Source organism: Desulforamulus hydrothermalis Lam5 = DSM 18033, assembly GCF_000315365.1.
Classification (GTDB): Bacteria; Bacillota; Desulfotomaculia; order Desulfotomaculales; family Desulfotomaculaceae; genus Desulfotomaculum; species Desulfotomaculum hydrothermale.
Genome location: NZ_CAOS01000003.1, coordinates 359,626 through 382,650, shown reverse-complemented (window position 1 = coordinate 382,650; position 23,025 = coordinate 359,626). Strand labels below are relative to the sequence as shown.

General features: G+C 48.1%; 21 protein-coding genes. 17 read left to right on the top strand and 4 right to left on the bottom strand.

Annotated features, from left to right (window positions below; translation table 11 throughout):
- Positions 1-83 precede the first annotated feature (83 nt).
- From hcp to DESHY_RS02785, 16 genes are all read left to right on the top strand, one after another.
- On the top strand, positions 84-1,712 hold the full coding sequence (gene hcp / locus DESHY_RS02860; protein ID WP_008410280.1) for a hydroxylamine reductase: 1,629 nt from the start codon (positions 84-86) through the stop codon (positions 1,710-1,712).
- Between the two features lie 272 nt (positions 1,713-1,984).
- Positions 1,985-2,368 carry a RidA family protein gene (locus tag DESHY_RS02855; protein ID WP_008410278.1) on the top strand — a complete coding sequence of 128 codons (384 nt, stop codon included), beginning with the start codon at positions 1,985-1,987 and terminating at the stop codon, positions 2,366-2,368.
- A gap of 202 nt (positions 2,369-2,570) precedes the next feature.
- The gene (locus DESHY_RS02850) at positions 2,571-4,484 is read left to right on the top strand and encodes a cell division FtsA domain-containing protein (protein ID WP_008410276.1); all 1,914 of its coding nucleotides are present in this window, start codon (positions 2,571-2,573) and stop codon (positions 4,482-4,484) included.
- 39 nt (positions 4,485-4,523) lie between these two features.
- Complete coding sequence (locus DESHY_RS02845; protein WP_008410274.1) at positions 4,524-4,967, top strand: YaiI/YqxD family protein; 444 nt, start codon at positions 4,524-4,526, stop codon at positions 4,965-4,967.
- A gap of 214 nt (positions 4,968-5,181) precedes the next feature.
- Positions 5,182-6,561 (top strand): FAD-binding oxidoreductase, encoded by a 1,380-nt coding sequence (locus tag DESHY_RS02840; protein ID WP_008410271.1) that lies wholly within the window; start codon positions 5,182-5,184, stop codon positions 6,559-6,561.
- A gap of 15 nt (positions 6,562-6,576) precedes the next feature.
- The gene (locus tag DESHY_RS02835; RefSeq protein WP_008410270.1) at positions 6,577-7,857 is read left to right on the top strand and encodes a (Fe-S)-binding protein; all 1,281 of its coding nucleotides are present in this window, start codon (positions 6,577-6,579) and stop codon (positions 7,855-7,857) included.
- 298 nt (positions 7,858-8,155) lie between these two features.
- Positions 8,156-8,923 (top strand): L,D-transpeptidase, encoded by a 768-nt coding sequence (locus tag DESHY_RS02825; protein ID WP_008410269.1) that lies wholly within the window; start codon positions 8,156-8,158, stop codon positions 8,921-8,923.
- Between the two features lie 226 nt (positions 8,924-9,149).
- On the top strand, positions 9,150-10,484 hold the full coding sequence (gene gabT, locus DESHY_RS02820) for a 4-aminobutyrate--2-oxoglutarate transaminase (RefSeq protein WP_008410267.1): 1,335 nt from the start codon (positions 9,150-9,152) through the stop codon (positions 10,482-10,484).
- A gap of 20 nt (positions 10,485-10,504) precedes the next feature.
- On the top strand, positions 10,505-12,280 hold the full coding sequence (locus DESHY_RS02815) for an aldehyde ferredoxin oxidoreductase family protein (RefSeq protein WP_008410266.1): 1,776 nt from the start codon (positions 10,505-10,507) through the stop codon (positions 12,278-12,280).
- Between the two features lie 342 nt (positions 12,281-12,622).
- Positions 12,623-13,984 carry a putrescine aminotransferase gene (locus DESHY_RS02810; RefSeq protein ID WP_008410265.1) on the top strand — a complete coding sequence of 454 codons (1,362 nt, stop codon included), beginning with the start codon at positions 12,623-12,625 and terminating at the stop codon, positions 13,982-13,984.
- Positions 13,984-14,385, top strand: coding sequence for a 4Fe-4S dicluster domain-containing protein (locus DESHY_RS02805; RefSeq protein ID WP_048817819.1), 402 nt, complete (start codon positions 13,984-13,986; stop codon positions 14,383-14,385). The genes DESHY_RS02810 and DESHY_RS02805 overlap by 1 nt, the downstream gene beginning before the upstream one ends.
- Positions 14,378-16,141, top strand: a complete 1,764-nt coding sequence (locus DESHY_RS02800; RefSeq protein WP_008410264.1) for an aldehyde ferredoxin oxidoreductase family protein — start codon at positions 14,378-14,380, stop codon at positions 16,139-16,141. Before DESHY_RS02805 ends, DESHY_RS02800 begins: the two co-directional genes overlap by 8 nt.
- Positions 16,142-16,145: 4 nt before the next feature.
- A complete protein-coding gene (locus tag DESHY_RS13455) occupies positions 16,146-16,388 on the top strand; it encodes a MoaD/ThiS family protein (protein ID WP_008410263.1) in 243 nt (80 codons plus the stop codon).
- A 71-nt stretch (positions 16,389-16,459) separates the two neighbouring features.
- Complete coding sequence (locus DESHY_RS02795) at positions 16,460-17,902, top strand: amino acid permease (RefSeq protein ID WP_008410261.1); 1,443 nt, start codon at positions 16,460-16,462, stop codon at positions 17,900-17,902.
- 175 nt (positions 17,903-18,077) lie between these two features.
- Positions 18,078-18,608 (top strand): hypothetical protein, encoded by a 531-nt coding sequence (locus DESHY_RS02790; protein WP_008410259.1) that lies wholly within the window; start codon positions 18,078-18,080, stop codon positions 18,606-18,608.
- A gap of 356 nt (positions 18,609-18,964) precedes the next feature.
- A complete protein-coding gene (locus tag DESHY_RS02785; RefSeq protein WP_048817818.1) occupies positions 18,965-19,246 on the top strand; it encodes a hypothetical protein in 282 nt (93 codons plus the stop codon).
- Between the two features lie 48 nt (positions 19,247-19,294).
- On the opposite strand, the gene istB is transcribed toward DESHY_RS02785, so the two are convergent.
- Positions 19,295-20,062 carry an IS21-like element helper ATPase IstB gene (istB, locus tag DESHY_RS02780; RefSeq protein ID WP_008409491.1) on the bottom strand — a complete coding sequence of 256 codons (768 nt, stop codon included), beginning with the start codon at positions 20,060-20,062 and terminating at the stop codon, positions 19,295-19,297.
- The gene (gene istA / locus DESHY_RS02775) at positions 20,059-21,282 is read right to left on the bottom strand and encodes an IS21 family transposase (RefSeq protein WP_008409807.1); all 1,224 of its coding nucleotides are present in this window, start codon (positions 21,280-21,282) and stop codon (positions 20,059-20,061) included. Before istA ends, istB begins: the two co-directional genes overlap by 4 nt.
- A gap of 224 nt (positions 21,283-21,506) precedes the next feature.
- On the opposite strand from istA, the gene DESHY_RS02770 reads away from it, so the two are divergent.
- Positions 21,507-21,884: a CAP domain-containing protein gene (locus DESHY_RS02770; RefSeq protein WP_274377182.1), complete on the top strand. Its 378-nt coding sequence runs from the start codon at positions 21,507-21,509 to the stop codon at positions 21,882-21,884.
- A gap of 179 nt (positions 21,885-22,063) precedes the next feature.
- Here DESHY_RS02770 and DESHY_RS02765 read toward each other — a convergent pair whose 3' ends face one another.
- Both DESHY_RS02765 and DESHY_RS02760 read right to left on the bottom strand, forming a co-directional pair.
- Positions 22,064-22,579, bottom strand: coding sequence for a hypothetical protein (locus DESHY_RS02765; RefSeq protein ID WP_048817817.1), 516 nt, complete (start codon positions 22,577-22,579; stop codon positions 22,064-22,066).
- Between the two features lie 14 nt (positions 22,580-22,593).
- On the bottom strand, positions 22,594-22,926 hold the full coding sequence (locus DESHY_RS02760) for a hypothetical protein (protein ID WP_008410250.1): 333 nt from the start codon (positions 22,924-22,926) through the stop codon (positions 22,594-22,596).
- Positions 22,927-23,025 lie beyond the last annotated feature (99 nt).

The following is a 23,025-nucleotide window of genomic DNA, read 5'->3' as shown; positions in this document are numbered from 1 at the left end:
AATAAATATTAAGAATATTTGGTCTATTTATGTGCCTGTATGTAGTATGGCTGCCTTGGTACGTAAAAAAGGGGGTTTGGTTAATGTTTTGTAACCAGTGCGAACAAACTGCCAAGGGTACCGGCTGTACGGTGTTAGGTGTCTGCGGCAAGAAGCCGGATGTGGCTGCTTTGCAGGATTTACTGCTGCATGCCTTAAAAGGCTTGTCCCTTTATGCCCATGCAGGACGCCAGGTGGGAGTGGTAGAGCCTGCCATTGACAGATTTACGGTTGGTGCCATGTTTAGCACCTTGACCAACGTTAACTTCGATGCCCAAAGATTTATACCGCTAATTAACCAGTGTGTGGAATACCGGGATGTACTTAAAACCAAAGTGTCAGCGGCCGGCGGCAAGGTAACTTTTGAAGACCCGTCTGCCGGTTTTCAACCGGCAGCTGATCTGGACGGTTTGGTTAAACAGGGTGAGGCAGTGGGAATGGTTAACGACCATACGGCTGATGCCGATATCCAATCCCTGCAGCAAATATTGGTTTACGGCCTCAAAGGGATTGCAGCCTATGCTGACCATGCCGCCATCCTTGGTCAGTCTGACGACGCTGTCTATGGCTTTATTTACCAGGGTATGGCTGCCTTGACCGATAAAGATCTTACTTTAAACGATTGGGTTGGCCTTGTTCTCAAGTGTGGCGAAGTGAACCTGCGGGTTATGGAATTGCTGGATGCTGCCAATACAGGAAAATTCGGTCACCCGGTACCCACCTCAGTGCCTCTTGGCCACAAATCCGGCAAATGCATACTGGTGTCCGGTCATGATCTGCAAGACCTGGCAGATTTACTGGCGCAAACCGAGGGTAAAGGTATTTATGTATACACCCATGGCGAAATGCTGCCGGCCCACGGCTATCCTGAATTGAAGAAGTATCCGCACTTTTATGGTCATTACGGTACAGCCTGGCAAAACCAGAAAAAAGAGTTTGCTGCATTTCCCGGTGCTATTTTGATGACTACCAACTGCATTCAGGATCCCCAAGGCTATACGGACAACATCTTTACCACCGGACAGGTTGGTTGGCCTGGCGTGCAGCATGTGAAGAACGGTGATTTTGCTCCGGTGATTGAAAGGGCCTTGGCTTTGCCAGGATTTCCCTCAGACGAAGATAAGGGCAGTGTTCTGGTTGGATTTGCCCGCAACACTGTAATGGGGGTGGCCGGTAAAGTTATTGAAGCGGTTAAAAACGGTGATATTAAACACTTTTTCCTGGTGGCAGGCTGCGACGGAGCAAAACCCGGCCGCAACTACTATACCGAATTTGTGGAGAAAGCCCCGGCAGATACAGTAATTTTAACTCTGGCTTGCGGTAAATTCCGATTCTTTGATAAAAAGCTGGGCGATATCGGTGGTATTCCCAGGCTGTTAGACATCGGCCAGTGCAATGATGCTTATTCTGCTATACAAATTGCGGTGGCCCTGGCCAATGCCTTCCAATGCGAAGTTAATGATTTGCCTCTTTCTCTGATACTGTCCTGGTATGAACAAAAAGCAGTTGCCATCCTGCTTACTCTCTTGTACCTGGGGATTAAAAATATCCGCCTGGGGCCCAGTTTGCCGGCCTTTATTTCGCCCAATGTGCTGGATGTGCTGGTGAAAAACTTTAACATTAAACCTATAACTACCCCGGACGAAGATCTGGCAGCTATATTAAACAAATAAACAAATCGTTGCCGGCGCTTCACAAGTCGCCGGCAGGGGATATAAAACTACCTTGACATCTTTTGATGACAGTTTGGGAGGAGATATTTCTCCTCCTTTGTTATTTTGCTTCTCGATCAGCTAAAGATTTGTTATTAAAAAATTTGCAACATTACTAAAAAATTTTAATAAATTAGAAGGTAATTTGTGTTTAGTGTCGAAGGATATACTATCAGGTTTTTACCTGTTTTTTTGTTCACATAATTAAACTATATATCTGGGAGGGTTTTGCGTTGAACAAGACAATTATTAGCACGGACCAGGCGCCGGCAGCCATCGGGCCGTACTCGCAGGCAGTAAAAGCCGGCAATTTCCTGTTTATTTCCGGCCAAATTCCTATTGATCCGGCTACCGGCAATGTAGTGGCAGGAGATATTCAAGATCAAACCCGGCAGTGCATCAAAAACCTGCAGGCTATTTGCGAAGCCGCCGGCGCAAGTTTAAGGGATGTTGTGAAAACATCTGTTTTTATTAAGGATATGAACCAATTTGCCCGGGTCAATGAAATTTATGCTCAATACTTTAGCGATGAACCGCCGGCCCGGGCTTGTGTAGAGGTATCTTGCTTACCGAAAAATGTTTTAGTTGAAATTGAAGCTGTTGTTTATATTAAGTAAAGGGACTCCCGAAAGGGGTCCCTTTTCTTGATGGCGGACGCCGCCTTTTGCCACAGCCTTTGCGCCGGCGCACAAATTTGCTCGTTTGTAATTGAGACGGCCATGCCCAGAGTCAGTTTTTTTACTGATTATAGCAGCGGAGAAGGTATTATTATAAAAATTGTCGAACAAGCATAAAAAAGAAACATTGTGAGGTTGTGCTATGGCCAAGATAACCTTCGATGAAAACAATGCCGTTTTTGCCTTAGATATCGGGACCAGGACGGTTATCGGACTGGTGGTTGAGCCAAAGGGCGGGCAAATGAAAATATTAGCCCAGGCCATGGTTGAACATCAAAGCAGGGCCATGCTGGACGGGCAGATCCACGATATTCCCCGGGTGACTGAGGCGGTGCTGAAAGTTAAATCTGCCTTAGAGAAAAAATTAAAAGCACCCTTGAAAAAAGTAGCCATTGCCGCTGCCGGCCGTTCCTTAAAAACTTGCCGTTGCCGGGTTGATCAAGAACTGGTTGAGGATTTAGAGATTGAAGCCATAATGATTCATGCCCTTGAACTGCTGGGGGTACAAAGGGCGCAAGAATTGTTGGCCGAGGAAGCCCTGCCGGGGGATGAGGAGAAATTTTATTGCGTGGGTCACAGTGTGGTGGGATATTACTTAAACGATTATCCCATTGCCAACTTAGAAGGGCATCGAGGCAAGAAAATCAGTGCCGAAGTGCTGGCTACTTTTTTGCCGGCATCGGTGGTCAACAGTTTATATGCCGTACTGGCGCGGGTTGGTTTAGAACCCTTATGCTTAACCCTGGAGCCTATAGCTGCCAGTGAAGTAGTTATACCGGAGCAATTGCGCTTGCTGAACCTGGCCCTGGTGGATGTGGGGGCCGGAACAACCGATATTGCCATTTCCAGGGACGGTACTATAACTGCATACGGTATGGTGCCAACGGCGGGTGACGAAATCACAGAATTAATTGTGGAAAACCTGATGGTAGATTTTATGACTGCAGAACAAATCAAACGCAGCCTGGGACAGGGAGGCAATATACAATACCAAGACGTACTTGGTATTAAAGCGACCGTTAACTGTGCGGAAATTATCAAGATGATAGAGCCCGCTGTGGAAAATTTGGCGGCAGAGATTGCCGGGCATGTGCTTGAACTAAACGGCCAAACACCGCCCAAGTCTGTTATGTGTGTGGGTGGTGGTTCTCAATTGCCGTCCTTGGTAGAAAAAATTGCCCATAAGCTGGGCCTGCTGCCGCAGCGGGTGGTAATCCGCAATCGTTCCCACATTAACTGCCTGTCAGATACACGCAGTAAAGATCTAACCGGACCTGAGGGAGTAACGGTGGCAGGTATTGCAGCCCTGGCTGCCAAAAAGCGGGGACAAAATTTTATTACTGTCACAGTTAACGGACGGCCCTTTACGCTGTTCAATACCGGTCATCTAACCGTGCTGCAGGCACTGAGCCGGCTGAATTTTAACCCCAGAGAATTGCTGGGGCGTCATGGGAAGGACTTGCAATTTACCTTGAACGGTAAACCCAAAACGGTCTATGGCCAGCTGGCTAAACCGGCGGCAATTACCGTAAACGGGCGGCCGGCCCATTTAAAGACACTGTTGCAGGACGGTGACGTAATCCTGGTGGAAAAAGCAATTAACGGCCGGGATGCGACAGCCAAAGTGGGTGATTTTTTAGAAGGCGCTGCTGCCGGGCACCAACAGCTATGCCTGCTTAACGGAAAACCGGCAGATCCGGAACAGCTTATTGCATCAGGCGATGTGTTAGAAATAGCAGTTTTACAGGCAAATGAACATAACAGAGAATTCTCAATGCCTGAAGTTAACCGGGAGGTATTGCCGGCGGCCGAAAGTTTTGCTGCAGGCCGCCGGCCTGCAGCGGCTCCGGCGGACCAGGTATCAATAACAGTGCTTGTTAACGGCCGGACTGTGGTTATGACAGGCAAAAAGGAATATATATTAATAGATATCTTTAATTATTACGATCTGGATCCCGGCCAGGCTAAGGGAAAGGTTAGTATAATGAGAAACGGCCATGCTGCCGAGTATACAGAATTATTGCAGGATGGCGATGTAATAGAAATTTCCTGGTAGTGCCGGCCCCATCCAGGCAAAGTGAAGGGTTGATAAAAAATGCCGCCCCAAATTATTATTGATGCGGATGCCTGTCCTAAAACAGTATTGGCCATCGTGCAGCAAACCTGCAACCGGTTTGGCCTGGCATGGTTGACGGTAGCCAGTTTAGAGCACAATATCTCTTCGCAGCACCACATTGTGGTGGACAACGCCGCCCAGGAAGCAGACATACAGATTATTAATTTAACCCGGCGGGGCGATATAGTTGTTACGCAGGATTGGGGTCTGGCCGCTGTCATCCTGGCCAAAGGGGCGGCGGCCATATCCCCCTGGGGCAAAATTTACCGTGAGAGCACCATTGATTTTATGCTGGAAGAACGGGAAATCAAAGCCAGGCACCGCAGGGCCGGCGGGCGAACTAAAGGCCCCCGCAAGCGTACGGCGGAGGACGACCGGCATTTTGCAAGGCAGCTTAAAAAACTGATTGAGGAAGTAATATGACCTGCACGGTTTTTTACCCAAATTTATTGACTAAAAACAAAAACCGAAAAAGGAATTCAGAAATTTTTGTCGAACTATTGTCTTACAATGTCGAATTTTTTAATGATTCTGTTGGTCTGACCACCATACCACATTTTAAAGAATAGCTGCTAAGAGGTACAACCTCTTTACTTGTTATCATAATTTCAACATTATTACATGGAGGGATTATCAAATGTCCAAGGCACAAGCTATTGAGGCACTTGTCAAGGCAATCGGCAAAGAAAACGTTATTACCGAGCATGAGGAACTGGTTTGTTATTCCTTTGATGCTACAGCTGATGTACCCAGCCAGATGCCTGATGTGGTGGTTACTCCGCGCGGCACGGATGATGTAGTGCAAATTATGAAGGTTGCCAGCCAGTATAAGATACCGGTCTATCCCCGGGGAGCCGGCACCAACCTGTGCGGCGATACCATACCTTTAAAGGGCGGCATTGTTTTAAGAACGCAAAAAATGAATAAAATTATTGAGATTGACGCAGACAACCTGGTGGCCGTGGTACAGCCGGGTGTTGTGATTAACGACCTAAATACGGCCGTGGCTCCCTTTGGCTTGATTTATCCGCCTGACCCCGGTACAGTTGCCACCGCCACCATGGGCGGCAGTGTATCCGAATGTTCCGGTGGCCTGAGAGGGCTAAAATACGGCGTTACCAAGCACTATGTGATGGGCTTGGAAGTGGTTATGGTTGATGGTACTGTGGCCCGTTTCGGCGGCAAAACCGTAAAGAATGTCACCGCCTATGACATGGTAAAATTATTTACCGGGGCGGAAGGGACCCTTGGCATTATTACTGAGATAACCGTTAAGCTGATTCCGGCCCCCGAAGCCAAGAAATCAATGCTGGCTGTTTTTAGTAAGCTGGAAGATGCAGGTAATACGGTGACTGAGATTGTGCGCAGCAAGGTTATTCCTGCCACCATGGAAATTATGGATCAGGTAACCATCCGGACGGTAGAAAACTTCGCCAAGGTTGGTCTGCCCACTGATGCAGAGGCGGTCTTGTTGATTGAAGTGGACGGTATTCCGGAAGTGGTAGAACGGGAAGCTGCCACTGTGGTTAAAGTTGTTGAGAAAAACAATGGCAATATTAAAGTAGCCAAAGATGATAAAGAGCGTGACGGTCTGTGGGCAGCCCGCCGTGCCGCTTTGCCTGCCCTGGCCCAGATGAAGCCGACAACTGTGCTGGAGGACGCCACAGTTCCCCGCAGCCGGCTGACTGAAATGCTGGTGGCTCTGCAAAACATTGCCAAAAAATATAATTTGATGATAGGTACCTTTGGTCATGCCGGGGACGGCAATTTACATCCCACCATTCTGACGGATGAACGCAACACAGAAGAAATGAAGCGGGTGCACCAGGCGGTGGATGAAATCTTTAAGACGGCTTTGGAACTGGGAGGCACTATCAGCGGCGAGCATGGCATCGGCATGGCTAAGGCTAAATACCTGCCGTTGGAGTTTGGTGAGCAGGGCGTGGAAATTATGCGTAAAGTAAAACGAGCCCTGGATCCTGATAACTTGCTGAACCCCGGCAAAATGATGGGCTAAAGGAGGGCAGCATCCATGAGTATTTACGATAACATTAAGGGAATTGAAGAAGAAATAATCAAATGCATGAAATGTGGTAACTGCCAGGCTGTATGCCCTGTTTACAAGGAAACCCTGTCTGAATCCGGTGTGGCCAGAGGGAAAATCCAGCTGGCGGCCAAGATTCTCAAAGGAGAAGCCAGATACTCCCCTGAGTTGTATAAAAAGTTTGACCTTTGTCTGCAATGCCAGGCCTGCAGCGCCAATTGTCCCTGCGGTGTCAAGGCCCATAAAATCATTATGGCAGCCAGGGCAGAACTGGCCAGGCAAAAAATGTTGCCCTTTGCTAAAAAAGCTGCCTTTAATTTGCTGAAGAAACCGTTTTTGTTTGATTTCGGTTTGCGTTTAGGAAGTGTATGCCAGGGCCTGGCTTTTCGGAAAAACGCCACCGGCATGAGCCCCCGTTTTCCCATCGGCTTGGAAATGCGCCGGGTGGTGCCTGCTCTGGCTGATAAGCCCCTGCGCTCACTGTTGCCGGAGGTAAACAAGGCCCCCCGTGCCCGCAAAAAAGTAGCTTTCTTTACCGGCTGCGTAACAAACTATATTTACACCTCAGTGGGCAAAGCAGTGGTAGAGGTGCTGAACCAGAACGGCGTAGATGTTATTATTCCTAAAGAACAACACTGCTGCGGTGCCCCGGCTATTATTAACGGTGACATTGAAACGGGTAAGGCGATGGCCAAATCACACCTTGATATTTTCAGCAAATATAATGTAGATGCCATTATTACTGTATGCGGTACTTGCGGTGGCACCTTTGAACAAAAGTATGTGGAGTTGCTGGCGGATGACCCGGTTTATAGCGCCAAGGCCAAAGCAACAGCTCGCAAGATACGCGATATTTCTGAATATCTGGTAGATGACCTGAAGATTAATTTTGCTAAAATGGGCCGGGTTCCCATATCATTTACCTATCACGAGCCCTGTCATATTGGCAGGGGCATGGGCTTATCCCGCCAGCCCCTGGAATTGCTTACCCAAATACCGGGTATTACTTACAAACCCATGAAGCAGCCCAACCGTTGCTGTGGCAGTGCAGGATCGTTCAGTTTAACTAACTATGAAGTATCCTTTGAAATACTAAAGAAAAAATTAGCTGACATTCAAAGCACCAATGCCGACGTGGTGGTAACCGGCTGCGGTTCCTGCCGGATGCAGTTGGAAGACGGTATTGCCCAAGAAAAAATGCCGCACAAGGTAATGCACGTAATTGAAGTGGTGCAAATGGCGTATCAAAAGGCCAAAGAAACCTGTTAAGGGAATTGGGCAAAAGGCATAACCCCAAAAGGTAAGTTAAAATTTCAGTTTACAAATAGTTATAAATACTTAACGTACTGCAATCCATTTAAAAAGCACCGGATCCCAATACATTATGATTCCGCACAAGTTCCGGTTCTTCAATAACTTGGAGGGCAGCTGCCCCTTTTTGCAAGCGGGGGACGGTTTTTGGCCGCAGCCAAAACCGTCCCCTCTTAAATTTACATGGATTTTTTGCTTGCTGCAAATAATTAATAATGCTGATAATGCAGCCAAACTTGCACTACAGAGGTAATCTATGAAGACAAGATATATGGCCTTATTTCTAACTATCTTTTTGCTTTTTTTCTTCTGGCAGCACTTGCAGCTGCCGGCCATGAAGCCGTTATCCAGGGCCAAGTTGGTTTACCGGGACGCAAAATACACCGTGTACCGGCAAGCAAACCAGGTGATCATAAAAAAAGGGTTCCAAAAAACAACTGTGCAGGTTTCAGAGAATACTTTTCTTAAGGCAGCTGTAATAAAAAACAAAACCCCGGAGCAACCGCCCATGAAAGATGTTGATATCAAGGAGGGCTTGCTGCTTGCAGGGAAAGAAAACAGTTACCTGATAAGGTTGGAACCGGAGATCAAATTAATAACAGGTTATCCCAACCCGGGAACCGACCAACCCAAAATTATTATCTTAAAAGACAGTAACCTGCTGTTTTTTTACAGCCAGGGGCAGTTGATCAAGAAATACCGGGTAGCTACCGGCAAAAAGGAATATTACACTCCCGAAGGGACATTTAAAATTGTCAATAAACTATCTTTCCCGGCCGGCCAGGATTCCCTTTACGGCACCCGTTGGATGGGTTTGGCAGTGCCGGATGACAAGGATAAACGGGCCGACCATGACGCCAGAGCGCCGGTTGGCCATAAATACGGCATCCATGGCACCAACGAACCGGCTTCTATCGGCCGCGACGCTTCGGGCGGCTGTATTCGTTTAAATAACCGGGATGCAGAAGAATTGTACAGTATGGTGCCGCTGGGCACGCAGGTTGAAATCAGAAACAAATCGTAATGTATCGGTGCCAGGGCTGAAGGGGCGTATAAACCACCGGCCAACTTCATATGAACATTCTGATCGTATCACCGGCCGGTGGTACGATTTTTTTTTGGGGGGGGGGTAGGCAGCGTGGTCAGTCAGCTTAGTGTGGAAAGTTTATTAACCGTTGTTGTGTTAGCTTATTTGGCATATACCTTGCATAACCAATCAGTTAATACTAAAACACAGGGAGGAAATTAATATGACCAGATTAAAAACCGACATTCCGGGTCCTCAATCGGCACAGCTGTTAGAAAAACGCCGGCAGTATGTGGCAAGGGGGGTTGGCAATACCGGGAAATTTTTTGTTGACAGAGCCAAGGGGGCATTAATTACCGATGTAGACGGCAATATTTTGATCGATTTTGCCTGCGGCATTGGTGTAACCAACGTGGGCCACTGCCCGGACGATGTTATTGAGGCAGTTAAGGAGCAGTTGGCTAAGTACCTTCACCCATGCTTTCATGTTTCAATGTATGAACCCTATGTCAACCTGGCTGAAAAATTGGTGTCCCTTACGCCCGGCGAGTACCCCAAAAAGGCGATGTTTGCCAACAGCGGGGCGGAGGCAGTGGAAAACGCCGTTAAGATTGCCCGTAAATACACAGGGAAAACCGGCATTATTTCCCTGGAATGCGGTTTTCACGGCCGTACTTTAATGGCCATGACCTTAACCAGCAAGGTAAAACCCTATAAATACGGTTTTGGTCCTTTTGCCCCGGATGTTTATAAAATTCCTTCAGCCTACTGTTACCGTTGTTACTATGGTTTGCAATACCCTGGTTGCGGCCTCCGCTGTTTGGAACAACTGGAGCGGTTTTTTACCGCCGAGTGCCCGGCTGATAAAATAGCGGCCGTAATTGCCGAACCGGTGCAGGGCGAGGGAGGATTTATCGTGCCGCCGCCGGAATTCCTGCCCGGCTTGCAAGCCATTTGCCAGGAGAATGACATAGTGTTCATAGCAGATGAGGTACAAACAGGCTTTGGCAGAACCGGCAAAATGTTTGCATGTGAGCATTATGATTTGCAACCGGATTTAATGACCTTATCAAAAGCCATTGCGGCCGGTTTTCCAATAAGTGCCGTGGTGGGGCGGGCGGATGTCATGGATGCTCCTAATCCCGGTGAGATTGGCGGTACTTACGGAGGGAACCCGATTGCCTGCACAGCCGCCCTGGCGGTAATAGATAAGATCCAGAGGGAAGATCTTTGTGCAAGAGCTAACTGTATCGGCGCACAGATTAAAGAACGGCTGAAGGACATGCAGGAAAAATTCCCGGCTATTGGCGATGTGCGGGGTTTAGGTGCTATGGTTGCGGTAGAGTTTGTTAAAGACCGTCAAACCAGGGAACCTGATCAAGAATTAACAGCCCGGCTGGTGGCAGAGTGTTACAAACGTGGCCTGGTGGTGCTGGCAGCCGGCATTTTCAGCAATGTACTGAGATTTCTCCCCCCCCTGGTCATGACTGACGGTCAACTAAATGAAGCGCTGGATATCCTGGAAGAATCCCTGACATCAGCTGTTAACCAAAAATAGATATTCTAACGGGGGGTTATATGGTGAAGGGCTTTTACGGCAAACTGCTGCGCATTGATTTAACTAACCGGCTTTATCAGGCGGAAAGCATTCCGGAGGAAGTTTTAGCGCAATACCTGGGGGGGAAGGGGTTAGGCAGTTATTTGTTATGGCAAGAGAATGTAGCAAAAGCCGACCCGCTGGGCCCGGGCAATAAGTTAATATTTGCTTTGGGCCCTGCCACCGGCTCAGGCTTTTTTGGCGTGGGCCGGTTCGGGGTATTTGCCCGGTCACCGCTGACCGGAGGTTTTGGAGAGTCATACTGCGGCGGCAAAGCGGCAGAGGCCATGAAAGCAGCCGGCTATGACGCAGTAATTGTGGAAGGTTGTGCTGATCGGCCGGTATACTTGGAAATTTCCGACCGGGGGGTGGCTTTTAGGGAAGCCGCCCACCTTTGGGGCTTGGATACCATAAAGACCGAAGAAACTATTTTAAAAGAAGTGAACAGGCCGGGGGCCCAGGCGGTTGTAATTGGGCCGGCGGGGGAACAGCAGGTAGCCTTTGCCTGTCTGGAGAGCAGTTTCTGGCGTTCCGCCGGCCGGGGCGGCATGGGAGCGGTTTTGGGCAGTAAAAAAGTCAAGGGGATAGTATTTTACGGCACCGCCCGCAGTCCGGTGGCCGATGAAGCAGGACTGCAAGAACTGCTTACCGGGCTGGCACGCTCGGCTCAAGGGCAGCCCGGGGTGAAATTTTATCGCACTTACGGTACGCCGGGAATGGTAGCACTGCTCAATAAAGCCGGGGCTTTTCCCAGCCGTTATTGGTCTGCCGGCGAATTGCCGGAGTGGGAGCAAATAAGCGGTGAACGGCTGCTGGAACATTATCACGTACAGCCCCGGGCTTGCTGCCGCTGCCTGTTGGCCTGCGGTAAGCTGGTTACTGTTAAAACAGGGTTGCGGCGCGGTTTGCAGTTGGAGGGACCGGAATACGAAACAATCTATGCCTTTGGCGGTTTATGCTGCATTACTGACATGGACGAGATTATTTATCTCAACCACCTGTGCGACCGCCTGGGCATGGATACCATCACTGCCGGCAACCTGGTAGCCCTGGCTATGGAGGCAACCGCCAGGGGCAAGGGAAACCTGGACATCGCTTACGGAGACGCAGCGGCGACTGCCCGCCTGCTGGAACAAACGGCACGGCGGGAAGGGGCAGGGGCGGTCCTGGCAGACGGCATCATCCCGGCGGCTGAGCGCCTGGGCATGACTGAGGAAGCAGTGCATGTTAAGGGAATGGAACCGGCCGGTTATGATCCCCGAATATTAAAGGGGGTAGGGCTGGGATATGCCACCTCGGCCAGAGGGGCCTGCCATTTAAGGGCTACCTTTTATAAACCGGAACTGTCAGGTGTGATAAATCCAGACACCGTTGAGGGCAAACCGGAGTTGTACATTGAATATGAAAACCGGCTTACCGTTTTTAACACCTTAATTTTGTGCGTGTTTTTCAGGGATTTGGTGCAATGGGAACAACTGCAGGAACTGCTGCGGGTGCTTACAGGGTATAGCTATGAAGTTGGCGACCTAAGGCAGACGGCTAACCGCATCATCACATTAAACCGCATGTTTAACTTGCGTTGTGGCTTTGACCGGCGCCACGATACCCTGCCGGACAAAATATTTAAACAACCCTTGGCAGGCCGTGGCATCAGCCGGGATGAACTGGCCGGCATGGTACAAAGGTATTATCAACTGCGCGGCTGGGATGATAAGGGTATACCGGGCGAACTCAGCAGTGCTGTGTATCAAACTTGAGATTCAAGTCTCTTTTTTGATACGTCATCATCGGCCGGTTGTCAATAGCGGTTTTCCAGCCCGGCAAAATCGGCTGCCTTTCAAAAAACAATGGAAATAAAAGATTTCAGGAGTAAACGAGTTGTATACAAGATACAAAGGGATTAATTGCATATTTTTGCCACCTCAAATTTTCTCAATTATGATGCGGCATCTCAAAAATGAGAATTATCATTTTGGCATATTTTTACAGGCAGCAGTATAACAGTTATTTTTTATGGTTAATGTCAAAAAACAGACTTTATGCATATGGCACAATATTTGCAATTTTTAAAATACAATAAATTGACAGGGGGAGAATTAATGGAAAGAAATTTTAACGAAGCAGTTGAATTATCGCAAAAGTATCTGGATTTAATTGCCCGGGAAGAATTAACAAACAGCGAAAAGGACTGGGTGGTGCAAGAAACTGTCAAATGTTTTCGTGACCATGTAAACCCCGGCTTTTTAGAGTATCGCAAATCGGTTTCAACAGATTATACATCAGTGGAGTGGAAAGACAGCGGCAGTACCTTTACCGATGTTTATGGCCGGGAGTTTATCGATTGCCTGGGCGGTTTTGGCATCTATAATGTGGGACACAGAAACCCCAAAGTGATAGAAACGGTAATTAACCAGTTGAAAAGACAGGCCTTGCACAGTCAAGAGCTGTTGGATCCCCTGCGGGGTTTTTTGGCTCAGCTGCTGGCTAAAATTACGCCGGGAGATTTACAGTATGCCTTCTTTGTTAACAGCGGTACGGAAGCTGTGGAGGGAGCTTTAAAATTTGCCCGGATGTATACCGGCAGAACAACCTTTATTGCCACCACCAGGGGTTTTCACGGCAAATCCCTTGGTTCGCTGGGAGCCACTGCCAAAGGTGTGTTTCGCAAGCCCTTCTTGCCGTTAATTCAGGGGTTCCGGCACGTGCCGTACGGTGATGCGGATGCCATCGCCATGATGCTGGAAAGCAGTGCTTTTATCGGAGAAGATGTGGCGGCCGTAATACTGGAACCAATTCAGGGGGAAGGAGGCGTTATTGTCCCGCCGGATGATTACCTGCCTCGGGTGCGGCAGTTGTGTGACCGATATGGTGCCCTGTTGATTCTGGACGAAGTGCAGACCGGTATGGGGCGTACGGGCAAGTTGTTCTGCTGTGATCATTATAATGTGGTACCGGACATTCTTTGTTTGGCCAAAGCCTTTGGCGGCGGTGTTATGCCCATTGGCGCGTTTGTTTCCAGAAAAGAAATCTGGCAAAAGCTGATTGATAATCCCATCTTACACAGTACTACCTTTGGCGGCAATCCGGTTTGCTGTGCGGCGGCCATTGCTAATATTAATATTATTTTGTCAGAAAATTTGCCGGCACGGGCGGCAGAACTGGGAGAATTTATGATTGGGCGGTTAAAAGAGCTGGCGGCGCAGTATCCTTCCGTGGTGCAAGAAGTTCGTGGCAAAGGCCTGCTGATTGGCATAGAGTTTGTTACCAATGAAATCGGTTATGAAGTGGCCAAAGGGCTGTTTGCCAGGGGGGTACTGGTAGCAGGCACCTATATTAATTCCAAATCCATCCGTATTGAGCCCCCCCTTACCATCAGCAAGGAGCAGCTTGAACAAGTGCTGGAGCGGTTAAAAGACACGCTGGCGGAAGTAAAAGGTATGGTGGAAAGAGGAGAGGTTTAATGAAACTGGCCTTTTCAGCAGAGAAATGTATAGGTTGCAAGTTATGCCAACTGGCCTGCTCGGCTACCCATGAGGGGGTGTTTAACCCCCATAAATCCCGGTTAAGAGTACTTTCAGAATACCAACCGGACGGCGGACTGCTGGTTAAAGTCAGTATTTGCGACCGTTGCCTAACCTGTGTAGCGGTTTGCCCGGTGGGGGCCGTTTCCGTGCAGGAGGGAAGAATACAATTGGACCGGCAAGCTTGCACCGGCTGCGGTGCTTGTATCAGCCACTGTCCCAATCAAATAATTACCCTGGACAGTGAAAGCAGGCCCAGAATTTGTGATCTGTGCGGCGGCACTCCCTGGTGTGTTGCCTGGTGCCCGCACGGCGCCCTGGAGGTGACAACGGATGTATAGCTACCGGAATTGTGTGCTGCGAGTTAATTTAACCACAGGTCTTATCTCCCGTGAAGCTTTGCGCATGGACTGGGCTAAGCAGTTTTATGGCGGTAAGGGTTTGGGGATGAAATATCTTTACGAAGAGCTTGCCCCTCACACCGATCCCCTGGGGCCGGCAAACAAATTAATTCTCATTACCGGGCCTTTTACCGGCACGGCGGTTCCCTGCTCCGGCAAGCTGGCCATAGTAACCAAATCGCCGGCCAACGGCACCTTGTTGGATTGTTCCATAGGCGGCAGTTTTGCCGCGGCTTTAAAGTTTGCCGGCTTTGATGCGGTGATTATTGAAGGCAAAGCAGCTTCTCCGGTTTATTTAAAGATTCAAAACGATCAGGTAAGCCTGGAATCAGCGGCACATCTCTGGGGTCAAGGAACCAGGGCTACCGAGTTCCGGCTGCGAGATGCCTGCGGTGCCGAGTCAGTAGTGCTGGCCATTGGGCCGGCGGGAGAAAATCAGGTTCCCTTTGCCTGCATCTCCTCTGAACTGTACCGTCAGGCCGGCCGCGGCGGCGTTGGCAGTGTTATGGGCAGTAAAAACCTGAAGGCGGTGGTGGTGAGCGGCACCGGCGATGTGCAGGCAGCCAACATGGAGGGGTTGTTGGAAACTGCTTTAAATGCTTTACGCCAGGATTTGTTAACTGATACCAACCTGTGGGCTTACACCGACGGCACACCCATGCTGGTGGAGTTATCGCAAACGGCAGGGATTTTACCTACGCGCAACTTTCAAAGCGGTACCTTTGACGAATATGAGTCACTGAGCAGCGCTAAAGTACAGCAGCTGCGACTGAGCAAAAAAGGCTGCTTTAGCTGCGGTTTGGGCTGCGGTAACTTTTTAAGAGCCGCCGGCACAGAACTGGAAGGGCCGGAATACGAAACCTTGTCGGCGGCCGGCAGCAACTGTGGCATTGCTGATTTAGCGGCAGTGGTCAAATTCAATGCGTTGTGCGATGATTTAGGACTGGATACCATTTCCACCGGCGGTGTGATAGCCTTTGCCATGGAGCTGACAGAAAAGCAGGTATACGATTTTGGCATGACTTTTGGGGATATACCCAAATACCTGGAAGCGCCTCAATTAATTGCCCGGCGCCAGGGTATCGGCCAGGAGTTAGCCCTGGGTGTTAAAGCCATGGCAGAAAAATATGGCGGGCAGGAGTATGCCATGCATGTTAAAGGCTTGGAAATGCCCGGTTATGAGCCGAGGGGCGCCTGGGGAATGGGTTTGGCCTATGCCACTGCTCCCCGGGGTGCCTGTCATATGAGTGCCTGGCCGGTGGCCGAAGAAGCCTACGGCGACCGAGAGGCGTGTACCGTTGAGGGAAAAGCGGCCTTTGTTATGGAGCTGCAGCATTACAATGCAATTAAATTTTCACTCATTTTATGTGATTTTTGGGCCCTGTCCTTTGAACGTATGGCGGAGCTGCTGAGCTATGCGACAGGAGAACAGATAAACGCTGACCGGTTAATTAAGGCCGGCGAAGCTATCTTTAACCTGGCACGACTTTTTAATATAAGAGAAGGCTATGCCAAGCAGGATGATACGCTGCCGCGTCGAATATTTAACGATTGTCTGCCCGGCGGGGCCGTTGCGGGACAGCGGCTGCCGGCAAAAGACTTTGCCCAAATGCTGGATGAGTATTACCGGTTAAGAGGTTGGGATAACAACGGCGTTCCCACCGCTGCCAAACTGGCAGAACTGGGGTTGGCCTGAGCCCATGCAAAGGAAGGTCAAGGTGGAATTGCGGGGGCCGCTCACCCGTTATGCACCTAATCTTCAGGGCGGGCCAATTTGGGTTGACCTTTCGGAGCATGCCACCGTTGGAAGTATACTTAGCTCACTGGGTATTGCCAGGGAGTATGTAAGTATGATGGTTGTAAACGGTAAAAAGGCAGAACCGTCTACCTTGCTGGGGGAAGGAGATTGTTTGATAATCTTTCCCCCGGTAGCAGGCGGCTAAATTCGGGGGTGTTATATCGAAAAAAAAGATCTGCCTGACAACGGCGTCAGGCCACGGAAGGAGAATGAACCATGTCACTGAAGGAGAGCGAATTATTGCCGGGTAGTTCGGCAACCGGAGAAGGATTGCAGCGGGGCCTGAAATCCCGACACCTGCAGCTGATTGCTCTGGGCGGTATTATTGGCAGCTGTTATTTCCTGGGTACCGGTTATGTGATAGACGCGGCCGGGCCGGCAGCCTGTTTGGCCTACTTGCTGGGTGGGTTGATTGTTCTTTGCGTGATGCTCTGTATGGGCGAGCTGGCGGTGGCCATACCAATTTCCGGCTCTTTTGTCACGTATGCCAGCGACTTTATTTCGCCGGCCTGGGCCTGCGGTGTCGGCTGGTCTTACTGGCTGACCTGGGTGTTTTATGTGCCGTCAGAAATGATTGCAGCGGGGATTATTATGAACAACTTCTTTCCTGCTGTGGATACCGTCTGGTGGGCTATCGGTTTTGGTCTGATTATCACCGCTATTAACCTGGCCTATGTGGGTACCTTTGGCGAGTTGGAATTCTGGCTGGCCATCATAAAAATTTTAGCCATTATCATGTTTGTTGTACTGGCTGTTTTGATCTTTTTTGGTGTAATCGGCCAGGGCGGGTTCAAGGGTACCTCCTTGTTGCTGGGTGACGGCGGGTTTACCCCCAAGGGATCCTGGGCCATCCTGCTGACTATGGTGATCATTCTGGTCAACTTTCAGGGCTCGGAAATTATTGGCCTGGCGGCCGGTGAAAGTAAAGAACCGGAAAAAACCATTCCGGTTGCTGTAAAAAACGTTACCTGGCGTATTATTGCTCTCTACATCATACCTTTGTTTTTACTGGTATGTATTTTCCCGTGGCGAGAGGCAGGCTTGCAAGAGAGTGTATTTGCTGCTGCTTTAAATTCCTATGGCTTTAAATGGGCCGGCGGTTTATTTTCCTTTGTGGTGCTGACAGCAGCCATTTCTTGCTCAAACTCCGGCCTATACGGTTGCACCAGGGCGGTTTATGCTTTGGCCCGTGAAGGAATGGCACCGAAATTCCTGGGCAAGCTGAACAAAAACGGTGTACCCCAGAACGCTACCTTGTTATCTATTGCAGGATGCTGGATTTGCGTACTGGCTTACACCTTTGATACCAGTGAAATTATTTATACCTACCTGCTGGCTTTGTCCGGTTTTGCCGGGGCTATTGCCTGGATTTCTATTTGCTGGTCCCAGCTTAATTTCCGTCGCAAGCTGGTAAGGGAGGGTTTTGATGTTAATCAATTAAAATACCGTACCCCGTTTTTCCCTTACTTAACCCATTTTGCCATCTGGGTACAGGTGGCCTGCCTGGGAATCATTGCCTTCAACGAAGAACTGCGTATTTCTCTTTATATTGGCTTACCTTTGCTGGTTCTGCCTATTATCTGGTATAAGTTATGGGGCTATAAGCTGAAGCCGGCCCAGGTTGGTCGTGTAAAATATGAGGACGTTTTTGTAAAATAAACAGTCTGCATCAAACAGCCGTGGCGGTCCCATCTGGGCAGCACGGCTGTTTTTATTGCTGGGCAAAGAATGATAGCATTTAAGTTAATTGTTACAATTTGTTTACATTTTAATCACAAGGCGGTTACAAATTTCTTCTATACTAAAAATATCAAAACAAAGGAGGTATGTTCAAATGAAAAAACTACTGTCTATGCTGTTAATTCTGGTGATGTTAGCAGGGGGAGCGGGTGCAGCCCTGGCAGCAGAAACAAATAATCCTCCGGTTATTTCTGAGGATTTAATCAGAGAAGATAACAGTGAAGAAGTAAATATGCAAAAGTTAAAGGTAAAGGATCTGCAGGGTTATGATCAACTGCTACAGTTGAGGGAAGAGGCGAAAAACCTGCGAGCTGACATAAAAAATAACAACAAACAGATCAAGGAATTAAGAAAAGGTAAGAAAGGCAGTGCTGTTGACTATAAAAATATCCGCAACAGCATAAAGCAGCTGCAGCAGGAAAGAAAAGTTCTGCGGGCTGCGCAAAAAAATAACTGGCAGGCAATGAAAGCTGCTCGCCGGGCCAACGACCAAACACTAATGCAAAACATTATGGATGATATTATCAGCACCCGTCAGGCCCTAAATCAAACCTTGATGCAAATTAAAGAAATCCAGTTACAGATTCTTGCATCCCTGCAAACAGTTGATGTTGCCAAGGAATAATCGAGCAAGAGGAGGCGGTAAGCCTCCTCTTTTCATACCACCCTGGCAGGCTGGTCAGCACCAGGCGGTTTCCAAAGGTTGGCGCAATTTCTGGATAACGTTTAAGCCCTTGCATCTTCCGGTAGAAGGTGACAAGGGCCTTATTTAAGTTACGGGCATTTTAGTTAAAATTACACAAAACATATGCTTTTTCCATCTGACAGTTATTTAGAATAATAAGAATTATATTGTAAGTAAATAAAGTTAGTTTAATGGTATTCATAATTAACTAGTATATATATATTTGTCTTTTAGCCATAAAAAGATTACTATAAATAGCGTAACAAGTCGCAAACAAAAAGAGAAAGGGGAGTTTTATGAAAACTGCATGGAAAAGAATGGCCGGTTTGACCGTAGGTGCTTTTATTTTTGCCATGACACTGGTTATTTCGGGGGCAACTTCTGCTGAGGCCTATACGTATTATAATTATACTGCTTATAAGGCTGTAAATTATACAAAGTACACAAGCAATTACAATTATTATCAAAACACAGCCGGCCGACCGGCTAGTCAAACTAACAATCAATCAGTTAAACAAACGTCCCAAGCACCGGCTCAGCCATCAACCCAAACACTGTCAACGCCGACTTTATTTTGACCCACCATCGCCGGTTTAGAATTGACCCACCCGGCGATTTTTTGTTGGTTAGGTGGTAGAGGGGGAGCCGTAGGCTCCAGTCCTCATCTTCTCACGAAGTCGGTAACTATTCCCCCTAATATTGACGATGTGGGAATGGTGTAAGAGCCGATCCAGGATAGCCGTAGCAAGTATCGGATCGCCCATCAGTTCCCCCCATTCACCGAAACTCTTGTTGCTGGTCAACAGAATACTCCCTCTCTCGTATCTTGCACTTACTACCTGGAAAAAGAGGTTAGCTGCCAAACTGTCAAACGGTAAGTAACCAATTTCGTCAATAATCAGGAGCTTTGGTCGAATATAGATGCGTAGGCGTTTATCCAGCCTGTTTTCCGTGTAAGCTTTTCGCAGATCTTCGATGAGTTGCGAGAGACTGACAAAGTAAACGGATATCCCTTGCGAGATGGCTTCTACAGCCAACGCCACCGCCAGATGACTTTTTCCTACTCCGGGAGGCCCTAAGAACAAGACATTCTCGTGTCGGGTTACAAAAGTCATCGTGGCCAGCTCTCGAATCAACCGTTCGTCAATGCTGGGTTGGAAAGCAAAATCGAACTCCTCCAGCGTTTTTCGGTAAGGCAAGTGTGCGAGTTTGGTGCGTACCTCCATATTCCGTTTTTGACGTTCCGCTATCTCTGCATCTAGAAGCATGTTGAGAAAGGACAGATAGGTGGGCTGTCCATGACTTGCCGCTTCCAAATGGGCATCCAAGAGTAGAGCCGCTTGCTGAAGCCCAAGTTCCTCGAGACGTAGCCGTGCTTGTTCCAGTTCAATCATGCTCCCACCCCCGTCAGCTGCTCATAGACATCCAGCGAACGCACTTCCACTTGCTGCGATGAAATCTGTCGGGCTTGCGGACGTGGATAGGCATATCCTTGAGCAGTCGTAAGACCTGCATACTGGTTTTCACAAAAAACAGTTGCACGGGATCGATAGACCTTTTGGTGTCGAGCAATACATGTGCCGTCGGCCCAGATTTCCACCCACCCATTCACTTCTCGCACGGTACCCTCACGTCCACTGTACCTCCATGGAACCCCATATCGTACACCATCGTAGCTAACAAATCCGTCTCGGCTGACCTGTCTTGGTTCATGCAAGTATTTTTCCCATCGTTCAGCTGAAGGGATAGGCGACAGATTTTCCTCACGGAGTCGGTCGATGGGACGTTCGCCGGTTGTTCCATGAATACGGCGGTTAATCCGCTCGCACCAGTGTAGGGCTTGTTGATTGAGATCCTGTAAATCAACGAAGCGTTTGCCAGGAAGAAAGTTGTTTTTTACGTATTGAACGCCTCGTTCCACTTTTCCCTTTGTTTCGGGGCGTCGAACTTTGCATACTTTTGGAACAAGCCCAATCGCTGCAGCAAAGTCGGCAAAAAGCGGATGCCAGCGAGGTTTTCGATCATCTCCCATGCCCAGTACGACGGTTTTCATCTGGTCGGTCAGCATTACCTTTGGGATGCCCCCAAAATATTCAAAAGCATGAATCAAGCAACGAAGAAAGCTGTGAATGTCACAACGCTTAGTGAACTCTATATAGGTGGAACGAGAGTACCCCAATACCATGACAAATACCGGCACTTTTCGGACTGTACCGTCCAAATCTACGTAATCACACAGTCCCCAGTCGACCTGTGCATATTCACCAGGTTTCGTCTCGTAACGAAGAACAGCGGGAACTTGTTTGGGAGGACGGAAGTCCTTCACATAGTCTTTCAAGATGGTACGTCCCCCGGTATACCCCTTTTCTCGTAGAAGATCGAATAAAACCTCGCAGTTATAGATACCTTCTTGAAGACGTTCCTGCAGGAACGGTTTATACGGATCAAGCTTGGAACCACGAGATTTACGGGTTCCCTTTTCGGGGGAGAATTCACCCCGGAGATATCGGCGAACTGTATTTCGAGAATGCCCCGTTAGACGGGCAATTTCACGAATACTCTTGCCTTCTGCCCTCATGGTATGTAACGATATCACTATCCCACTCCTTAGCATGTGTCTCCCTCCGAAGATTAACTTGGCCGTTAATTACGAAGGGGATATATTCGCTAAGGGTGGGTCATTTTCTTTCCGGCGAACCTGGGTCAATTATATCCCGGCGGTGACAAACACCAACCCAAGCACCGGCTCAGCCATCAACCCAGGCACCAACCCAAACACCAACCCAAGCACCGGCTCAGACATCCCAACAGCCTGTTGCTGCATCCATAAATATAAGCGTGGCTGACGAGCAGGCTATGTTGAACTTAATTAATCAAGAGCGGCTTGCGGCCGGCTTGCAACCCCTGGCATATGACGCCAAGCTCACCGAACTGGCGCGTTTAAAAGCCCAGGATATGATTGTTAATAATTATTTTAGCCATACCTCACCTACCTATGGTACCCCCTTCGAGATGATGAAAAATGCCGGTGTTACGTATCGGTATGCCGGAGAAAACCTGGCCGGTGCACCGGATGTAAACACTGCTCATAAAAACTTAATGAATTCTCCCAGTCATAAAGCTAACATATTAAAGCCTGAATATACCAAAGTCGGTATCGGCGTGGTGAACGGCGGTCCTTATGGTAAAATGTTTGTCCAAATGTTTAACGGTTAATATTTTATGCAGATTGTCAACAATAGGTCAGTCCTTCCTCATCACCAAGCCCCGGAATTAATAAACAAACATCCCGTTTCACGATAAAAGTGAGGCGGGATGCTTTGTTTTTGGTGTTATATCACAATCAAGGTTGGGTTGCCAAAATAGGAAAATGACTTTTTGGCACAGTCATCTTTTTACGTGGTAACTAACAAACATTTTTGCAAATCTTCTAAACTAATTATTAGACTCTTTAATAAGGCAATACGTTGTTGTTGGATAGATATTATGCTGTCAAGGTTTGTTGCTGCTGCCGCCAGATCTCGGTTTTTAATATGGCCTTTATATTCTGCCAGTATTGGGGTGATATTGCCGGCTGTATTTTTTAAATCCCTTAGATCTGATTTGACTTTTATAATGGTATCCTTTATAAGAGTTAACTTTTCGGGTGTTAAGGTATGATTTTTTCTCAATAATAATTTGATTTGCTGCTTAACCTCATAATTTTTCTGGGCAAGTTCCTTTTTTAATTGTTGTTCTTGTAGCCGGTTATTTTTTATTAATTCTTGCTGAGCCAGTAGTTGAGACTTTATTTCTTGCCTTGTAAGCTTATGTTTTTTATTTATACTCTGTGGCTCCAATGATTTTTCCGCTCCAAAGGCCAGGGAAGATGTTGCTATTATTATTAACATTAAAATGACGATTTTCCTCATCATAGTCACTCCCGCTATTTTTTGCACATATCTTGATCGTCAACTGAGTCAAGACTTTCCAATACTTTGGTAATCTCCGCGAGCTCTTTGTCGAGCTGGTTGTAAAGTTGTTGGGTTTCCGGGTCAGGAGCTTGGGGACTGGATTGAATAACCCTGCCGTCGGTAATTGCCTGCTCATGCGTTTTCCCCTGAGTTGAAGGCTTATTTTGGTCAGTTTTTTCAGATGGAATAACTGCTTGTTCAGAAACCGGTAATTTTTCATTTGATTGTTTGTCCGTGGCAGTATGGCAACCGGCCAGAGAGGAGAGAAGCAGTAATATGAAGACATATCTCAGGAGAAGTGTCAACTTGACTAACCTCCCAGCTACTAAACATAAATTAAGTGATTATGATTAGATTATCTTTAATTTATAACCTGTGAATAAACAAATTGTAAACAAAATGTA